Source organism: Acidovorax sp. FG27 (genome assembly GCF_040365715.1).
Lineage (GTDB): Bacteria > Pseudomonadota > Gammaproteobacteria > Burkholderiales > Burkholderiaceae_C > Paracidovorax.
In genome coordinates this window covers 1-15,256 of sequence record NZ_BAABVY010000013.1, presented here as the reverse complement: position 1 = coordinate 15,256, position 15,256 = coordinate 1, and the positions used below count along the sequence as shown (strand labels likewise).

General features: G+C 70.1%; 14 protein-coding genes and 1 tRNA gene. 7 read left to right on the top strand and 8 right to left on the bottom strand.

Going from position 1 to position 15,256, the window contains the following annotated elements; translation table 11 throughout:
- Nucleotides 1-199 precede the first annotated feature (199 nt).
- From ABWV53_RS17865 to ABWV53_RS17855, 3 genes are all read left to right on the top strand, one after another.
- Nucleotides 200-1,213 carry a M14 family zinc carboxypeptidase gene (locus ABWV53_RS17865; protein WP_353367492.1) on the top strand — a complete coding sequence of 338 codons (1,014 nt, stop codon included), beginning with the start codon at nt 200-202 and terminating at the stop codon, nt 1,211-1,213.
- Between the two features lie 54 nt (nt 1,214-1,267).
- Entirely contained in the window at nt 1,268-2,041 is a 774-nt protein-coding gene (locus ABWV53_RS17860; protein ID WP_353367491.1) for an alpha/beta fold hydrolase, read from the top strand.
- A 223-nt stretch (nt 2,042-2,264) separates the two neighbouring features.
- A complete protein-coding gene (locus tag ABWV53_RS17855; protein ID WP_353367490.1) occupies nt 2,265-3,299 on the top strand; it encodes a Bug family tripartite tricarboxylate transporter substrate binding protein in 1,035 nt (344 codons plus the stop codon).
- Between the two features lie 341 nt (nt 3,300-3,640).
- On the opposite strand, the gene ABWV53_RS17850 is transcribed toward ABWV53_RS17855, so the two are convergent.
- The 4 genes from ABWV53_RS17850 to ureE form a co-directional block, all read right to left on the bottom strand.
- Nucleotides 3,641-3,728 (bottom strand) — tRNA-Ser (locus tag ABWV53_RS17850).
- Nucleotides 3,729-3,784: 56 nt separating this feature from the next.
- Nucleotides 3,785-4,450 carry an urease accessory protein UreG gene (ureG, locus tag ABWV53_RS17845; protein ID WP_353367489.1) on the bottom strand — a complete coding sequence of 222 codons (666 nt, stop codon included), beginning with the start codon at nt 4,448-4,450 and terminating at the stop codon, nt 3,785-3,787.
- A gap of 17 nt (nt 4,451-4,467) precedes the next feature.
- A complete protein-coding gene (locus ABWV53_RS17840) occupies nt 4,468-5,217 on the bottom strand; it encodes an urease accessory protein UreF (RefSeq protein WP_353367488.1) in 750 nt (249 codons plus the stop codon).
- Nucleotides 5,189-5,794, bottom strand: coding sequence for an urease accessory protein UreE (ureE, locus tag ABWV53_RS17835; RefSeq protein ID WP_353367487.1), 606 nt, complete (start codon nt 5,792-5,794; stop codon nt 5,189-5,191). The genes ABWV53_RS17840 and ureE overlap by 29 nt, the downstream gene beginning before the upstream one ends.
- 71 nt (nt 5,795-5,865) lie before the next feature.
- Between ureE and ABWV53_RS17830 the strand changes: the two genes are divergently transcribed.
- Together ABWV53_RS17830 and ABWV53_RS17825 are read left to right on the top strand one after the other, a co-directional pair.
- Nucleotides 5,866-6,090: an AbrB/MazE/SpoVT family DNA-binding domain-containing protein gene (locus ABWV53_RS17830; RefSeq protein ID WP_353367486.1), complete on the top strand. Its 225-nt coding sequence runs from the start codon at nt 5,866-5,868 to the stop codon at nt 6,088-6,090.
- Entirely contained in the window at nt 6,087-6,488 is a 402-nt protein-coding gene (locus ABWV53_RS17825) for a type II toxin-antitoxin system death-on-curing family toxin (protein WP_353367485.1), read from the top strand. The genes ABWV53_RS17830 and ABWV53_RS17825 overlap by 4 nt, the downstream gene beginning before the upstream one ends.
- 33 nt (nt 6,489-6,521) lie before the next feature.
- On the opposite strand, the gene ureC is transcribed toward ABWV53_RS17825, so the two are convergent.
- From ureC to ABWV53_RS17805, 4 genes are read right to left on the bottom strand one after another with little or no spacing between them, the layout of a single operon-like run.
- Entirely contained in the window at nt 6,522-8,240 is a 1,719-nt protein-coding gene (ureC, locus tag ABWV53_RS17820; RefSeq protein WP_353367484.1) for an urease subunit alpha, read from the bottom strand.
- 57 nt (nt 8,241-8,297) lie between these two features.
- Entirely contained in the window at nt 8,298-8,615 is a 318-nt protein-coding gene (locus ABWV53_RS17815) for an urease subunit beta (protein WP_353367483.1), read from the bottom strand.
- Nucleotides 8,616-8,656: 41 nt separating this feature from the next.
- The gene (locus tag ABWV53_RS17810; RefSeq protein WP_353367482.1) at nt 8,657-9,256 is read right to left on the bottom strand and encodes a HupE/UreJ family protein; all 600 of its coding nucleotides are present in this window, start codon (nt 9,254-9,256) and stop codon (nt 8,657-8,659) included.
- Between the two features lie 57 nt (nt 9,257-9,313).
- Entirely contained in the window at nt 9,314-9,616 is a 303-nt protein-coding gene (locus ABWV53_RS17805; protein WP_353367481.1) for an urease subunit gamma, read from the bottom strand.
- A 234-nt stretch (nt 9,617-9,850) separates the two neighbouring features.
- On the opposite strand from ABWV53_RS17805, the gene ABWV53_RS17800 reads away from it, so the two are divergent.
- Nucleotides 9,851-13,423, top strand: a complete 3,573-nt coding sequence (locus tag ABWV53_RS17800) for a hybrid sensor histidine kinase/response regulator (protein ID WP_353367480.1) — start codon at nt 9,851-9,853, stop codon at nt 13,421-13,423.
- A gap of 19 nt (nt 13,424-13,442) precedes the next feature.
- The gene (locus ABWV53_RS17795) at nt 13,443-14,462 is read left to right on the top strand and encodes a response regulator (RefSeq protein ID WP_353367479.1); all 1,020 of its coding nucleotides are present in this window, start codon (nt 13,443-13,445) and stop codon (nt 14,460-14,462) included.
- Nucleotides 14,463-15,256 lie beyond the last annotated feature (794 nt).

The following is a 15,256-nucleotide window of genomic DNA, read 5'->3' as shown; positions in this document are numbered from 1 at the left end:
CGCCAGCAGCTTGCGGGCTTTTCATGTCAGTTTGACGACGCGCCGCAGAAGCCCCGCGGCGGCGGCGGGCAAGGCGCGCGGCAGAGCCGCCCGCCGCTATTCTGAAGCGCCCGCGCCCTCCTTCCGTCCTTCCTCCCTCCTCGTCGCAGCGGCCTTCAGCGGCCTTTGGTGCCGGCCCCACCCTCTCCTTCCCACCTTCGTGACCGCACCGCTGCTGCCAGAACTGACCGCGCTTGAACGCATCATCGAGCAGGGCGCAGCGCATCTGCAGGTGCGCACCTTGTGCACGATCGAGGCGCCGCCCGGGCCGGACCTGCCGCTGCATGCCATCTGCATGGGGAGCTCGGCACCCGATGCGCCCGCGGTGGGCTTCTTCGGTGGCGTGCACGGGCTGGAGCGCATCGGCGCGCAAGTGGTGATCGCCTACCTGCAGAACGTGGTGAACCGGCTGCGCTGGGACGGCCTGCTGCACCGCCAGCTCGCCGACGTGCGTCTGGTGTTCATGCCGCTCGTCAACCCGGGTGGCATGCGCCTGGCCACCCGCGCCAACCCCCGTGGCGTGGACCTGATGCGCAATGCGCCGATCGCAGCGGATGACCGCGTGCCCTACCTGATCGGCGGCCAGCGCATCAGTGCGCGGCTGCCGTGGTTTCGGGGCGCACCGGATGCACCGATGGAGGCCGAGAGCCAGGCGCTGTGCGAGCTGGTGGAGTCCGAGCTGCTGTCGCGCCAGTTCAGCCTGGCGCTGGACTGCCACTCGGGCTTCGGGCTGGCCGACCGGCTGTGGTTTCCATTCGCCCACACGCGCGAGCCCATCCGCCACCTGGCGGAGCTGCATGCGCTGCAGGAGATCTTCATGCAGGCCTACAGCAACCACCGCTACCTGATCGAGCCGCAGAGCGTGCACTACCTCGCGCACGGCGACCTCTGGGACCACCTCTACATCCGCGCTTGCGAAGAGCCCGGCCGGATCTTCCTGCCGCTGACGCTGGAGATGGGCTCCTGGCTCTGGATCAAGAAGAACCCGCTGCAGTTGTTCACCCGCTCGGGCATGTTCAACCCGCTGATCGACCACCGCCAGCAGCGCGTGCTGCGCCAGCACCTGGCGTTGCTCGACTTCCTGCCGCGCGCGGCCTGCAGCTATCGCGACTGGCTGCCGGGGGCCGCCGCCCAGGAGCTGCGGCGCGCGGCGGCGCTGGCGGCGTGGTACTGATGCCATGCGCCGGCAGATCATGACAGCGCGTGGCTCGCCCCGGGAGGCACCGGCATGACGACATGGATTCTGCTGCGCGGCCTGACGCGCGAGGCCGGACACTGGGGGCGCTTCATCCTCGACTTCGGCGCGGCGATGGGTGCCGACGCCGTGGTGGTGGCCGTCGACCTGCCAGGCAACGGATCGCTCCACGGGCAGCCCAGCCCGTGGCGGGTGCAGGACCTGCTCGGCGCGTGCAGAAGCCAGCTTCGGCAGGCCGGGCATCGCCCCCCGTTCCATGTGCTGGCCATGTCGCTCGGCGCCATGGTCGCAGTCGAATGGATGCAGCAGTGTCCGGACGAGGTCGCGGCGTGCGTGCTCATCAACACCAGCCTGCGGGGCTTCAGCCCGTTCTACCGCCGATTGCGCTGGCGCAACTACGGCAGGCTGCTGGCGCTGGCCCGGGTGTGGCACCAGCCCCTGCGCGCCGAGGCGCTGATCCACCGCCTGACCAGCTCGCAGCCGGAGGGCCGGGTAGCCGCCGTGCGGGACTGGGCCGCCCTTCGCACGCAGCGGCCGGTGTCGCGCCCCAACGCCCTGCGCCAGCTGGCGGCGGCGGCGCTGTACCGGCCGGCCATCGCGCCGCCTAGCATGCCGGTGCTGCTGCTCGCGAGCCGGGGCGACGGGCTGGTGCACTGCGGCTGCTCCGCCGCCATCGCCGGGGCCTGGGGCTGCGCCCTGGTGCTGCATCCGGCGTCGGGGCACGATCTGCCGCTGGATGATCCGCCGTGGGTGATCGCGTCCGTCCAGGCATGGCAGCAGGAGCTGAAGCGTCCGGCGGACCACTGACACTCGCCGCACGTACCGTTCTCGCTGTGGTGGCACCGCCACAATGATGGTCGTGCAGCGGGACGTGCGCGAGGGGCGAGCAACCACTTCGCCCGAGGCGAAAACCCCCGGGCCCACTGCAATGCCTTCCCGTCCATTGGGGAAAGCAGGGGCTGCGCGGTGAATCAACGGCACGCCGGTTGAACTACCCTGGCGCGCAACAGCATCCTGCTTCGGCACGACCATGAACCACCCAGTCACCCCCTCCTTTATCGATTCCCACCCGTTCCGCGCTGCCGCGCCCAACCGCAGGCGCCAGCTGCTGATCGCCGGCGGAGCGGCGGGCCTTGGCGGGCTGCTGCCGGGCCTCGCCTCGGCAGATACCGCCTGGCCGGCCAAGTCGATCCGCTTCGTCGTGCCTTTCGCGCCCGGCGGCAGCTCGGAGATCGTCGCGCGCTCCACGGCGGTGGAGCTGTCCAAGACGCTGGGTCAGAGCGTCTACGTCGACAACAAGCCTGGCGCGGCCGGCAACATCGCCATGTCGGAGGTCGCCCGCGCCGAGGACCTGCACACGCTCATCCTAGGCCACATCGGCACGCTGGCCGTCAACCCCTACATCTTCGACAAGCTGCCCTGGGCGCTGAAAGACTTCAAGCCCGTCAGCCTGCTGGCCAAGGTGCCCAGCCTCTACGTCGTCAATGCGGACCTTCCCGTCAAGAACCTGAAGGAGCTGATCGCCCATGCTAAGCGCAACCCGGGCAAGCTCAGCTACGGCTCGGCCGGCAACGGCAGCGCCGGGCATCTGGCCTTCGAGTATTTCAAGATGGCGGCGGAAGTGTTCATGCTGCACGTCCCCTACAAGGGCACTGGCCCCATGCTGACCGACCTGCTGGCCGGACGTGTGGATGCCTCGGCCATCGGAGCGGCCGCCATCATTCCGTTCATCAAGTCGGGCAAGGTGCGCTGCGTGGCCACGGGCTCGGCCCAGCGCCTGCCGCAATTGCCCGACGTGCCCACAGTGGCTGAGCAGGGCTTCCCGGGCTTCGAGATGACGCAGTGGTACGGCATGCTGGCGCCGGCCAATATGCCGCAGGCGAACATCGACAAGCTGGCCGCCGAAACGATGAAGGCGGTCAAGGCGCCGGAGTCGCAGCGCCGCCTGACCGGCGATGCGGCCGAGGCCATCGGCGGCACGCCCCAGCAGTTCGCCCAGTTCATCGCCGCGGAGCAGGCGCGTTGGCAAAAAGTGATCGCAAGGGCGCAGATCAAGCCGGATTGACGGGAAGGGGTGGCCGAGCGGGGCCGCCAACGCTTGCCAGCGTGGCCGCACCACATCCTGGACGACGGGCGCAAGAAAAGCTGCGTAAGTCGGGGCTCGTCATCCCGACCGATGGAAAAGATGCCCCTGTTGCGCGGGGCATTGCTGCAGAACAGACCGGTGGCTATTCGCACGAAACGGTCAGGGGGTGGATGCACCGGCACGGCCTGACATGACAGGCGGCAGCCGGTGGCGACACGGAACGGCCCTGCGGTGTACGACTCCATCGACTTCCGTTCGTCGATGGATGGACGGGTCCAACAAAAAAGCGCCCCGGAGGGCGCATTTTTCTACTGGTGCGGTGGCGGAGACGGTGAGATTCGAACTCACGGACGGTTGCCCGTCGGCAGTTTTCAAGACTGCTGGTTTAAACCGCTCACCCACGTCTCCGGAAAAGCAGGAGCCGCATTCTAGCCGCGTGCCCGGGTGCTCCCGCCCGAGGCGGTTCACTGCGGACGCAGCAGGCCTTTCTTCTCCAGGAAGCCGACTACCTCGTCCAGCCCCTGCAGTGTCTTCAGATTGGTCATGACGAAGGGCTTGCTGCCGCGCATGCGGCGGGTGTCGGCTTCCATCACTTCCAGGTTGGCGCCGACGTGGGGCGCCAGGTCGGTCTTGTTGATGACAAAGAGGTCGCTCTTGGTGATGCCGGGGCCGCCCTTGCGGGGGATCTTCTCGCCGGCGGCGACATCGATCACGTAGATGGTGAGGTCGCTCAGTTCCGGGCTGAAGGTGGCGGCCAGGTTGTCGCCGCCGCTTTCGACGAAGACGATGTCCGCGTTCGGGAACTGCACCAGCATGCGGTCGATGGCTTCCAGGTTGATGGAGCAGTCCTCGCGGATGGCGGTGTGGGGGCAGCCGCCGGTTTCCACGCCCATGATGCGCTCGGCCGGGAGCGCGCCGCTCACGGTGAGCAGGCGCTGGTCTTCCTTGGTGTAGATGTCGTTGGTGATGGCGACCAGGTCGTACTGGTCGCGCATGGCCTTGCACAGCATTTCCAGGATGGTGGTCTTGCCGGAGCCGACGGGCCCGCCGATGCCCACGCGCAGCGGGGGCAGGGGCTTGGTGCGGTTCGGAATGTGGTGCAGGGCGGAGGTGGTGGCAGGTATGTTCATGCGACAAGCTCGAAAGGTCAGGAGCGGAAGAGGCGGGAATACTGGGTTTCATGCTGCGCCGACAGGATGGCGAGCATGGGCGAGAAGGCCTGGCGGTCGGCGTCGCCGGTGCGCAGCGCCTGCGCCACGGCCTCGGGCATGGCGGCGGCCAGCCGGGCCAGGATACGCTGGCCCGCGCTTTGGCCGAGCGGCACGGCCTTGATGGCGGCCTGCACCATGTTTTCGGCCCAGCCGAAGGTGTAGGCCAGCAGCACGTCGCGGGGACTGGCCTGCAGGGCGCTGGCCGCCAGCGCAAAGGCGATGGGGTAGGTGGGCGGCAGGGCGGCCAGCACCGCCACGTCGTGCAGCCGGGCCGCGTCCTGCGCGTGCTGGTTGCGCAGCCAGTCTGCGAACGACCGTCCCATCTGTTCGGTCTGCAGGCGCATTTCGCTGGTTTCGCGCGTGTGCAGCACCCAGTCGTTCAGGGCGCGAACACGCGCGTGGTCCGCGCAGCGCCACGCCGCCACCGCCTGCTGCAGCACCGCCATGTCGCCGCGTGCCTGGGTCAGCTGCAACTGGGCGACCAGCCAGTCCGATGCTGCGGATTCGGTAGCGACACCTGCCCGCTCCACGGCCACTTCCAGCCCTTCCGAGTACGAAAAACCGCCTACCGGCAGGGCGGGCGAGGCCAGCCAGATCAGCTGCAGCAGGCTGGCGGGCGGCAGGGGAGGTTCGGAATCGCCAGGAGGCACGGACAGGTCAGTGATGGTGGTGATGGCTGTGGTCATGCCCGCAGTCGGCGTGCTCATGGCTGACGTGGCCTGGCGCGTGGCTGTGCTGGGCCTCATGCGCGTGTGCTTCGCCATGGCCATGGCCATGGCCGTGATCGTGGCCATGATGATGGTGCCCGCCGCCCGCATAGGCCCCGCCTTCCGGCTCGAAGGGCGCCTGCGTTTCCACCACCGTGAGGTGCATGGCACGCAGCATGTCGGCCAGCACGTGGTCGGGCTCGATCTGCAGATGGCCGGGCGTGAGTTCGATGGGCACATGCCGGTTGCCCAGGTGATAGGCGGCGCGCGTCAGGTCGAACGGCGTGCCGTGCTGGCTGCAGTGGGTGATGCGCAGCACCGCCTGGGGCGCGGCGGCCACGCGCACCAGCGACCCGTCCTCCGCCACCAGCACGTCGCCACCGCGCACCACGGTGCCGCGTGGCAGGAACACGCCCAATTCGCGCCCGGCGGAGTCGGTGGCGGCGAAGCGGCTTTTCTGGCGCGTGTCCCAGTCCAGTTCCAGGGTGGCTGCGCGCTTGAGCAGGACAGGGGCCAGGCCCTGTCCCTGGGGAATGCATTTGCTGATGTGAAGCATGGGTGGCGGTGAAGCGAAAGAGGGTGGATAATAACGTTCGTTATAACTTGATTCGACGCGAGGTGTCCGCCATGTCCGCACTCAAACTCACCCAGATCGGCAATTCCGTGGGCGTGATCCTGCCCAAGGAGGTGCTGGCGCGGCTCAAGGTGGAGAAGGGCGATTCGCTGTTCGTGACCGAAGTGGAAGACGGCATCACCCTGCGTCCGTATGACCCGGAGTTCAGCGAGCAAATGGCCGCTGCCCGCGACATCATGAAGCGCCGGCGCAACGTGCTGCGCGAGCTGGCCAAGTGAGCGCCGTCAACGACACCTGGGTGTGGCTCGCTCCGGCCGTCATCGTGGCCGTGCACGAAGAGCAGTTGGGCGAGCACGGCGGCGGCACGGGCACGCGCGACGAGGGGCTGCTGGAGTCCGCCCTCGCACGCCCTCGGCAACTGGCCCACTATGGCGACCCCGACGCTGCGGCGTTGGCGGCCAGCTACGGCTATGGTCTGGCCCGCAATCACCCGTTCGTGGACGGCAACAAGCGGACGGCTTTCGTGGCGGTCGAGCTGTTCCTGGCGCTGAATGGCTGGACGCTGGATGCGAACGACGCGGACTGTGTGCTGACCATGCTCTCCGTCGCCTCCGGCGCCCTCGAAGAGCCTGCCTTCGCCGACTGGATCCGTGCGCACGCGCAGCCGCGCGGCTGACGACAGGCCGTGGGCCATGGCGTTGCGCCGGCGTCAGAACAGGAAATAGCGCTGCGCCATCGGCAGCACCGCGGCCGGCTCGCAGGTCAGCAGCTGCCCGTCGGCGCGCACGGTGTAGGTCTGGGCGTCCACTTCCATGCGCGGCGTGTAGCCGTTGTGCACCATGTGCTGCTTGCGCACGCCGCGAATGTTCTTCACGGCGGCCAGCGGCTTGGCCAGGCCGAAGCGCTCGCCGATGCCGTTCGCCAGGCCCGCCTGCGACACGAAGGTGAGCGACGTGCGCGCCAGGGCGCCGCCGAAGGCACCGAACATGGGCCGGTAGTGCACCGGTTGCGGCGTGGGGATGGAGGCGTTCGGGTCGCCCATGGCCGCCATGGCGATGAAGCCGCCCTTGAGGATCATGGCCGGCTTGACGCCGAAGAAGGCGGGCTTCCACAGCACGATGTCGGCCCACTTGCCCACCTCGATGCTGCCCACCTCGTGGCTCACGCCGTGGGCGATGGCCGGGTTGATGGTGTACTTGGCCACGTAGCGCTTGATGCGGGTGTTGTCGTTGCGCTCGCCGTCGCCGGGCAGCGCGCCGCGCTGGGCCTTCATCTTGTGCGCCGTCTGCCAGGTGCGCAGGATGACCTCGCCCACCCGGCCCATGGCCTGGCTGTCGCTGCTCATCATGCTGATGGCGCCCAGGTCGTGCAGCACGTCCTCGGCGGCGATGGTCTCGCGGCGGATGCGGCTTTCGGCGAAGGCCAGGTCCTCGGCGATGGAGGCATCGAGGTGGTGGCACACCATGAGCATGTCCACATGCTCGTCCAGCGTGTTGACCGTGTAGGGCATGGTGGGGTTGGTGGACGAGGGCAGGAAGTTGTCCTCGCCCACCACGCGCAGGATGTCGGGCGCATGGCCGCCGCCCGCGCCCTCGGTATGGAAGGCGCAGATGCCGCGCCCGCCCACGGCGGCGATGGTGTTCTCGACGAAGCCGCTTTCGTTGAGCGTGTCGGAATGGATGGCGACCTGCGTGTCGGTCTCGTCCGCCACGTCCAGGCAGTTGCTGATGGCGGCGGGCGTGCTGCCCCAGTCCTCGTGCAGCTTCAGGCCGATCACGCCCGCGTCGATCTGCTCGCGCAGCGCCTGCGGCTGGCTGGCGTTGCCCTTGCCCAGAAAGCCGATGTTCATCGGGAAGGCATCGGCCGCCTGCAGCATGCGCTCGATGTTCCAGGGGCCCGAGGTGCAGGTGGTGGCCAGCGTGCCGGTGGCGGGGCCCGTGCCGCCGCCCAGCATGGTGGTGATGCCCGAGGCGAGCGCCTCTTCGATCTGCTGCGGGCAGATGAAGTGGATGTGGCTGTCGATGCCGCCGGCGGTGACGATGTTGCCCTCGCAGCTGATGATCTCGGTGCCCGGGCCGATGACGATGTCCACGCCGGGCTGCGTGTCCGGGTTGCCGGCCTTGCCGATCGCGGCGATGCGGCCGTCCTTCAGCCCGATGTCGGCCTTGACGATGCCCCAGTGGTCGATGATGAGCGCGTTGGTCAGCACCGTGTCCATGGCACCCTCGCTGCGGGTGCGCTGGCTCTGCGCCATGCCGTCGCGGATGGTCTTGCCGCCGCCGAACTTCACCTCTTCGCCATAGCCGCCGGCGCGCAGGGTGTAGTCCTGCTCCACCTCGGCGATGAGGCCCGTGTCGGCCAGGCGCACGCGGTCGCCGGTGGTGGGGCCGAACATCTCGGCATAAGCGCGTTTGGAAAGGGTGGCCATGGTGTGTCGTGCGTTGTTCGGTTCAACGGGGAAGCGCCAGCGAGGCGAACAGCCCCGTCATGCGGATGCGTCCAGCGGGCCTTGGGTCAGCCCGCGGAAGCCATGCACCACGCGGCTGCCGGCGTAGTCCACCAGTTCGACGGTGCGCTGCTGGCCGGGCTCGAAGCGCACGGCCAGGCCGCTGCCGATGTTCAGGCGCATGCCGTGGGCGGCGGCGCGGTCGAATTCCAGCGCCGCGTTCGTTTCGGCGAAGTGGTAGTGCGAGCCGACCTGGATGGGCCGGTCGGAGGTGTTGCGAACCACCAGGCCGAGCGTGCGCCGGCCGGGGTTGAGGGCGTGCTCGCCCTCGTCGACGAGGAGTTCACCAGGGATCATGGGGATGCCGATCGGTGCGGTGGATTGGCGGCCAAGCGCGTTCAGGCCAGCCGGGCCAGCATCGCGACGCCCAGCAGCGCCGTGCCCGCGCCGCCCGCCACGGCCAGCCAGCGGTGGCGTGCCATGACCATGCGGCCCAGTGCCATGCCGGCCAGGTGCAGCAGGGCGGTGGCGGCCACCATGCCGGCCAGGGCGAGCCACTGGCTGCCGCCCGCGAGCTCTGCGCCATGGGCGGCGCCGTGGAAGAACGCGAAGACGCCCGCCACGCCGGCGGCCACCGCCAGCGGCAGGTGCCGGCGCCAGGCCACCAGCAGGCCCAGCACCAGCAGCGAGGCCGCGATCATGGGCTCCACCGCCGGCACCGCCACGCCGGCAAAGCCCGCGGCCGCGCCTGCCGTCAGCAGGGCGACGAAGGCGGCCGGCGCCAGCCACACCGGGCGCACGGCCAGGGCGCTCCACACGCCCACGGCCAGCATGGCGGCCAGGTGGTCCAGCCCTGTGAAGGGGTGGGTGAACCCGTCAAGGAAGCCCGCGCCCGCGTGCAGCGCGTCCTCGGCGCCGTGGCCGGGGTGCGCCAGTGCCAATGCGGGCAGTAGGCCGAGGGCCGCGAGGGCGATGAATCGTTGTGCTTCGGTTTTCATAGCATTAGGCCCAATGGGTATGAGCGCTGGAGGGGGATTTGACTTGGAATTTAGCCGTCAGACGATCGGCTGGTGCACGGTGACGAGCTTGGTGCCGTCGGGGAAGGTGGCTTCGACCTGGATGTCGGGAATCATCTCGGGCACGCCTTCCATCACGTCGGCCCGGGTCAGCACCGCGCGGCCCTCGCTCATCAGCTGCGCCACGGTCTTGCCGTCGCGGGCGCCCTCCATCACGGCGGCGCTGATGAGCGCCATGGCTTCGGGGTAGTTCAGCTTCAGGCCCCGCGCCCGGCGCCGCTCGGCCAGCAGCGCGGCGGTGAAGATCAGGAGCTTGTCTTTTTCGCGGGGGGTCAGTTCCATGGCGCGGCTGCGAGGCGGGTAAGGGGATGAACGAGCGGACGCGGGCCGTGGAGGCTGCGCGCACTCGACCAGGGCAAGGCGAGGGCAGATCGTAGTCAGCAATCGCCGTGCCTGTCCATACGCCACGGCACTCGCGCCCGCGCTCGCGCTCGCGCTCGCGGCAGCACGCCACCCGCCGATGCGCGCCTTCACCCCCCGCCGTGGCATGGAACCTGCACCCCGCCCCCCGCCGCCATGCCCGCCACCGCCCCGACCCCGTCCGCGCCCGCCCACTTGCCTGCTGCCCCGCCGCCGCTGGACGCCGTGCCCCAGCAGGTGGTCAAGGTGCGCCGCGACTACAACAGCTGGGTCGCCACCGAGACGATGGAGGACTACGCCCTGCGCTTCACGCCGCAGCGCTTCCGTCGCTGGTCCGAGTGGCGGGTCGCGCACACCGCGTTCGGCGCCGCCTCGTTCCTGGTGCTGGAGGCGGTCGGCGCCACGCTGCTGGTGCAGTACGGCTGGGCCAACGCCTTCTGGGCCATCCTGGCGACGGGGCTCATCATCTTCCTGGCCGGCTGGCCGATCAGCGTCTATGCCGCCCGGCACGGCGTGGACATGGACCTGCTCACCCGCGGTGCGGGCTTCGGCTACATCGGCTCCACCATCACCTCGCTGATCTACGCGACCTTCACCTTCATCTTCTTCGCGCTCGAGGCCGCCGTGATGGCCTATGCGCTGGAGCTGGCGCTCGACATCCCGCCGCGCTGGGGCTACCTCATCTGCGCGCTGGTTGTCATTCCGCTCGTCACGCACGGCGTGTCGGTCATCAGCCGGCTGCAGCTGTGGACGCAGCCGCTGTGGCTGGTGATGCTGGTGGTGCCTTTCGTGTTCGTGTGGGCGCGCGAACCTGGTGCGTTCTCGGGTGTCGTGCACTATGGTGGTGAATCCGGTGCCGGTGCGGGCTTCAGCCTGCCCCTGTTTGGTGCTGCACTCACCGTCGGCATCGCGCTCATCACCCAGATGGGGGAGCAGGCCGACTACCTGCGCTTCATGCCGGCGCAGGTGCCGGGCCGGCGTGCCCGCTGGTGGCTGGGCGTGCTGGCCGGCGGGCCGGGCTGGGTGGTGCTGGGCGTGGGCAAGATGCTCGGCGGGGCGCTGCTGGCCTACCTCGCCATCACGCACATGGTGCCGGTGGAGCGGGCGGTGGACCCCAACCAGATGTACCTGGCGGCCTATGAGTACGTGTTCCCGCACTACGGCTGGGCGGTGGCGGCCACGGCGCTCTTCGTGGTGGTGTCGCAGATCAAGATCAACGTCACCAACGCCTACGCCGGCTCGCTCGCCTGGAGCAACTTCTTCTCGCGCCTGACGCACAGCCACCCGGGCCGCGTGGTGTGGGTGGTGTTCAACACGCTCATCGCCTTCATGCTGATGGAGATGAACGTGTTCACCGCGCTCGGGCAGGTGCTGGGGCTCTACTCCAACATCGCCATCGCCTGGATGATGGCGGTGGTGGCCGACCTGGTGGTCAACAAGCCGCTGGGCCTGTCGCCCCGGGGCATCGAATTCAAGCGCGCGCACCTCTACGACGTGAACCCGGTGGGCGTGGGCGCCATGGCGCTGGCCTCGGCCCTGTCGATCAGCGCCCACCTGGGGCTGTTCGGGCCGCTGGCGCAGGCGTTTTCCGCCGTCATCGCCATGGTGACGGCCTTCGCCGCCGCGCCGCTCATCGCCTGGGCCACGCGCGGGCGCTACTACCTGGCGCGGCCCGCCCAGCCCGCGCCACCCGCCGGCCGGGCCACGGCGCTGCAGCGCTGCGTGGTGTGTGAGCGCGAGTACGAGGCGCCCGACATGGCCCAGTGCCCCGCCTACCAGGGCGCCATCTGCTCGCTGTGCTGCACGCTCGATGCGCGCTGCGGCGACATGTGCAAGCCGCACGCGCACCTGGCCGTGCAATGGAGCGCTGCGCTGCGCTGGCTGCTGCCGCGCCGCGCCTGGCGGCTGCTGGACACGGGCCTGGGCCACTTCCTGCTGCTGATGCTCGTCATCGCGCCGTTGCTGGCCGCCGTGTTCGGGCTGTTCTATCACCAGGAGCTGCAGGCCGTCGGCACGGGCGGCGCGCCGGTGGCGGCCCTGCGCTCGGGGCTGCTGAAGGCCTACGTCGCGCTGCTCGTCATCTCGGGCATCGTCGCCTGGTGGCTGGTGCTGGCGCACACCAGCCGCAAGGTGGCGCAGGAGGAATCGAACCGCCAGACCCACCTGCTGCAGCGCGAGATCACCCTGCACCGCCGCACCGACGAAGCCTTGCAGGAGGCCCGCCGCACGGCGGAACACGCCCGCGGCGTGGCCGAGGAGGCGCGGGAGGAGGCCGAGCACGCCCGGCGCCTGGCCGACCAGGCCAACCAGGCCAAGAGCCGCTACATCAGCGCCATCAGCCACGAGCTGCGCACGCCGCTCAACAGCATCCTGGGCTACGCGCAGCTGATGGGCGAGGACATGACCGTGCCGCCCCACCGCCAGCAGGCCGTCGGCGTGATCCGTCGCGGCGGCGAGCACCTGCTGTCGCTGATCGAAGGCACGCTGGACATCGCCCGCATCGAGAGCGGCAAGCTCACGCTGCAGGTGCGGCCCATGCGCTTTGCCGACTGCATGCACGAGATGGCCGAGATGTTCGAGCCGCAGGCCCGCGCCAAGGGCCTGCAGTTCCGCTTCGACCCGCAGGGCGTGCTGCCCGAGGTGGTGCGCGGCGACGACAAGCGCGTGCGGCAGATCCTCATCAACCTGATCGGCAACGCCATCAAGTTCACGGCCGCTGGCCACGTGCGGCTGGGCGTGCGCCACGCGCGCGAACTGGCGCTGATCGAGATCGAGGACAGCGGCCCTGGCCTGACCGAGGCCGAGCGCGCCAGCATCTTCGAGCCCTTCGCCCGGGGCGCCGCCAGCAGCCAGGCCGCGGCGCCCGGCGCCGGCCTGGGCCTGACCATCGCCAAGATGCTGACCGAGCTGATGGGCGGCGAGATGACCGTCATCAGCCAGCCCGGGGCCGGCGCGCTGTTCCGCATCCGGCTCTTCCTGCCCGAGGTGCACCCGGGCGCCCTGGGCGCGGCCGAGCTGCGCAGCGCCGGGCCGCGCCCCGTGCGGCGCGGCTATGCCGGCCCGCGCCGCCGGCTGCTGGTGGTCGACAACGAAGAGCCGGACCGCGAGCTGCTGGTGCAGCTGCTCTCGCCGCTGGGCTTCGAGCTGCGCACCGCCGCCAGCGGGCACGACGCGCTCGACCTGCTGGCCGCGGGCTACCGGCCCGACGTGGTGTTCATGGACCTGGCCATGCCCGGCATCGACGGCTGGGAAACCATCCGCCGCCTGCGCGCCGCTGGCCATGCGGACACGCACGTCGCCGTCGTCTCCGCCAACGCCTTCGACAAGGGGCTGGACAACGACGTCGGCATCCGGCCCGAGGACTTCATCGTCAAACCCGTGCGCCACAGCGAACTGCTCGACTGGCTGGAGCGCCGCCTCGCGCTGCAGTGGCTGGAGGCCAGCCCCGCGCCCGCGGCGCCAGCGGCCGATGCGCCGGGCGCGCCGGGCGCCCCGGCCCTGCTCGCGCCCGACCCGGCCCGGGCGGCGCCGCTGGCCGAGGCCGTGGCGCTGGGCTACTACCGGGGCGTGCTGAACCAGCTGGCCGCCATCGAGGCCGCGCAGCCCGAATGCGCCGCCTGGGTCGCGCAGGCACGTGCGCTGGCGCGGCAGTTCGACTTCGAAGCGCTGGGCCGGATGATCCCGCCTGCCGCGCAGCCCCGCGCTCCCGCCGCAGGCGGCCCACCGTGAACCTGCCCTAAGACCCCCGATGAACTCCGCTGCCACCCCTGCGCCCGCCGCCGTGATGGACCGCGCCCAGTCCGACCTGGTGCTGATCGTGGACGACGTGCCCGACAACCTGGCGATGCTGCACGACGCGCTCGATGAATCCGGCTACACCGTGCTGGTGGCCACCAGCGGCGAGACCGCGCTCGCCCGCGCCGCGCAGGCCGTGCCCGACGTGGTGCTGCTCGACGCGATGATGCCCGGCATGGACGGCTTCGAGGTGGCGCGGCGGCTCAAGAGCCTGCCCGCCACCGCGCACATTCCCATCATCTTCATGACCGGCCTGACCGAGACCGAGCACCTCGAGGCCGCGCTGGCCGCCGGCGGCGTGGACTACGTCACCAAGCCCATCAAGCCCCGCGAGGTGCTGGCGCGCATGAACGTGCACCTGCAGGGCGCCCGCCGCGCGCGGCAGGAGGTGCGCCAGGCCGGCCAGGCGCGCAACGCGCTCGACGCCTTCGGCTACGCCAGCCTGACGGTGCGCGCCGCCGACGGCCGGCTGATGTGGCAGACAGCGCTGGCCCGCACGCTGCTGCGCGACTATTTCGGCGCGGCCGACGCCCACCACGCCCCCGCGCCGGTCATCGACTGGCTGCAGGCCCAGCTGCCGCAGGTGCCGGCGCTCGCCGCGCAGCAGATCGAGCCGCCCCGCCTGGTGATCGAGCGCGGCGCCCGCCGCCTGTCGTTCAGCCTGCACCAGCAGACCGGCGACAGCGAGGGCGGTGGCGACTGGCTCATCGTCATGCGCGAGGTGTCCGATGCGGCGGTCATCGAGGCCCTGGCGCTCGGCTTCAAGCTGACCGCGCGCGAGGCCGAGGTGCTCTACTGGCTGCTCAAGGGCAAGACCAACCGCGACATCGGCGACATCCTCGGCTCCAGCCCGGCCACGGTGAAAAAGCACCTGGAGCGCGTGTACGTCAAGCTGGGGGTCGAGACCCGCACGGCGGCGGCGGGCATCGCCATGGCCCGCATCCGGCAGACGCACCCGCAGTTCGAGGGTTGATCCCTCGCATGGGCCGCGCCGGCGGGAGCCGCGTGCGGACCGGGGTTTTGCGCGGGCTTTCAGGTGTTTCAGGGCTGCAGCGCTTGATGCATGGGGGTCTGATGCTATGAAAAGTGTAGCGTAATCGCCCCGGATGACGCACGCCGCGTTACGTTCTGAGACAATCCAGCGGCGTCTTTTCCGCGCCGCCCGCCGCGCCCGCCGCGCCCGCCGGGCGCCGCCGCCGGCCCCGCGCCGGCCCCTTGCCCTTCCATAACCGACCTTCCGCCGCTGCGCTGGGCCGCCCTGCGCCGCAACCACCCTCTGCTGCTGCGACTCTTTCCCGCCATCTGGGCCCTGCTGGTGCTGATCGGCGTGGGCGTCCACTCGCTGGTGACGAACGCGCTGAGCCAGGATGCCGACGTGCAGCAGCGCTCGCGCACCTTCATCGCCCACAGCCTGGAGCAGCAGCGCGGCGAGATCGGCCGCAACATCATCACACTACAGCAAGTGGGGCGAGGCCTACCGCCACCTGCACCTCACGGTGGGACAAGGCGTGGGCCGACGACCAGCGCAACGTGGGCGACATCCCTTAGAACGTGTTTACGATCTCGCAGGGGATCGCGTTGGAGCGCAATCGGGATGAGTGGATGCTGCGGATGCGCCGCATGGGCTCGTGCCCATGCAAGCAGCCGGAGCCTCCAATCGCCCGATTTCGCTCCAACCCGAAGGGCAGCGGTGTGGGCGGGTGGGCTGCAAGGCGCGGTGCGCAGTGGATAGCACGGCTATCCACAAGCGCCGCAACGCCGCAGAGC

Coding starts and splice junctions, on each gene's coding strand:
- ureC (WP_353367484.1), bottom strand. CDS start 8,240: ATGGCCACCCTTTCCAAACGCGCTTATGCCGAGATGTTCGGCCCCACC.
- ABWV53_RS17805 (WP_353367481.1), bottom strand. CDS start 9,616: ATGGAACTGACCCCCCGCGAAAAAGACAAGCTCCTGATCTTCACCGCC.
- ABWV53_RS17830 (WP_353367486.1), top strand. CDS start 5,866: ATGTCCGCACTCAAACTCACCCAGATCGGCAATTCCGTGGGCGTGATC.
- ABWV53_RS17855 (WP_353367490.1), top strand. CDS start 2,265: ATGAACCACCCAGTCACCCCCTCCTTTATCGATTCCCACCCGTTCCGC.
- ABWV53_RS17795 (WP_353367479.1), top strand. CDS start 13,443: ATGAACTCCGCTGCCACCCCTGCGCCCGCCGCCGTGATGGACCGCGCC.
- ABWV53_RS17840 (WP_353367488.1), bottom strand. CDS start 5,217: ATGACCACAGCCATCACCACCATCACTGACCTGTCCGTGCCTCCTGGC.
- ABWV53_RS17810 (WP_353367482.1), bottom strand. CDS start 9,256: ATGAAAACCGAAGCACAACGATTCATCGCCCTCGCGGCCCTCGGCCTA.
- ureG (WP_353367489.1), bottom strand. CDS start 4,450: ATGAACATACCTGCCACCACCTCCGCCCTGCACCACATTCCGAACCGC.
- ABWV53_RS17860 (WP_353367491.1), top strand. CDS start 1,268: ATGACGACATGGATTCTGCTGCGCGGCCTGACGCGCGAGGCCGGACAC.
- ABWV53_RS17800 (WP_353367480.1), top strand. CDS start 9,851: ATGCCCGCCACCGCCCCGACCCCGTCCGCGCCCGCCCACTTGCCTGCT.
- ureE (WP_353367487.1), bottom strand. CDS start 5,794: ATGCTTCACATCAGCAAATGCATTCCCCAGGGACAGGGCCTGGCCCCT.
- ABWV53_RS17815 (WP_353367483.1), bottom strand. CDS start 8,615: ATGATCCCTGGTGAACTCCTCGTCGACGAGGGCGAGCACGCCCTCAAC.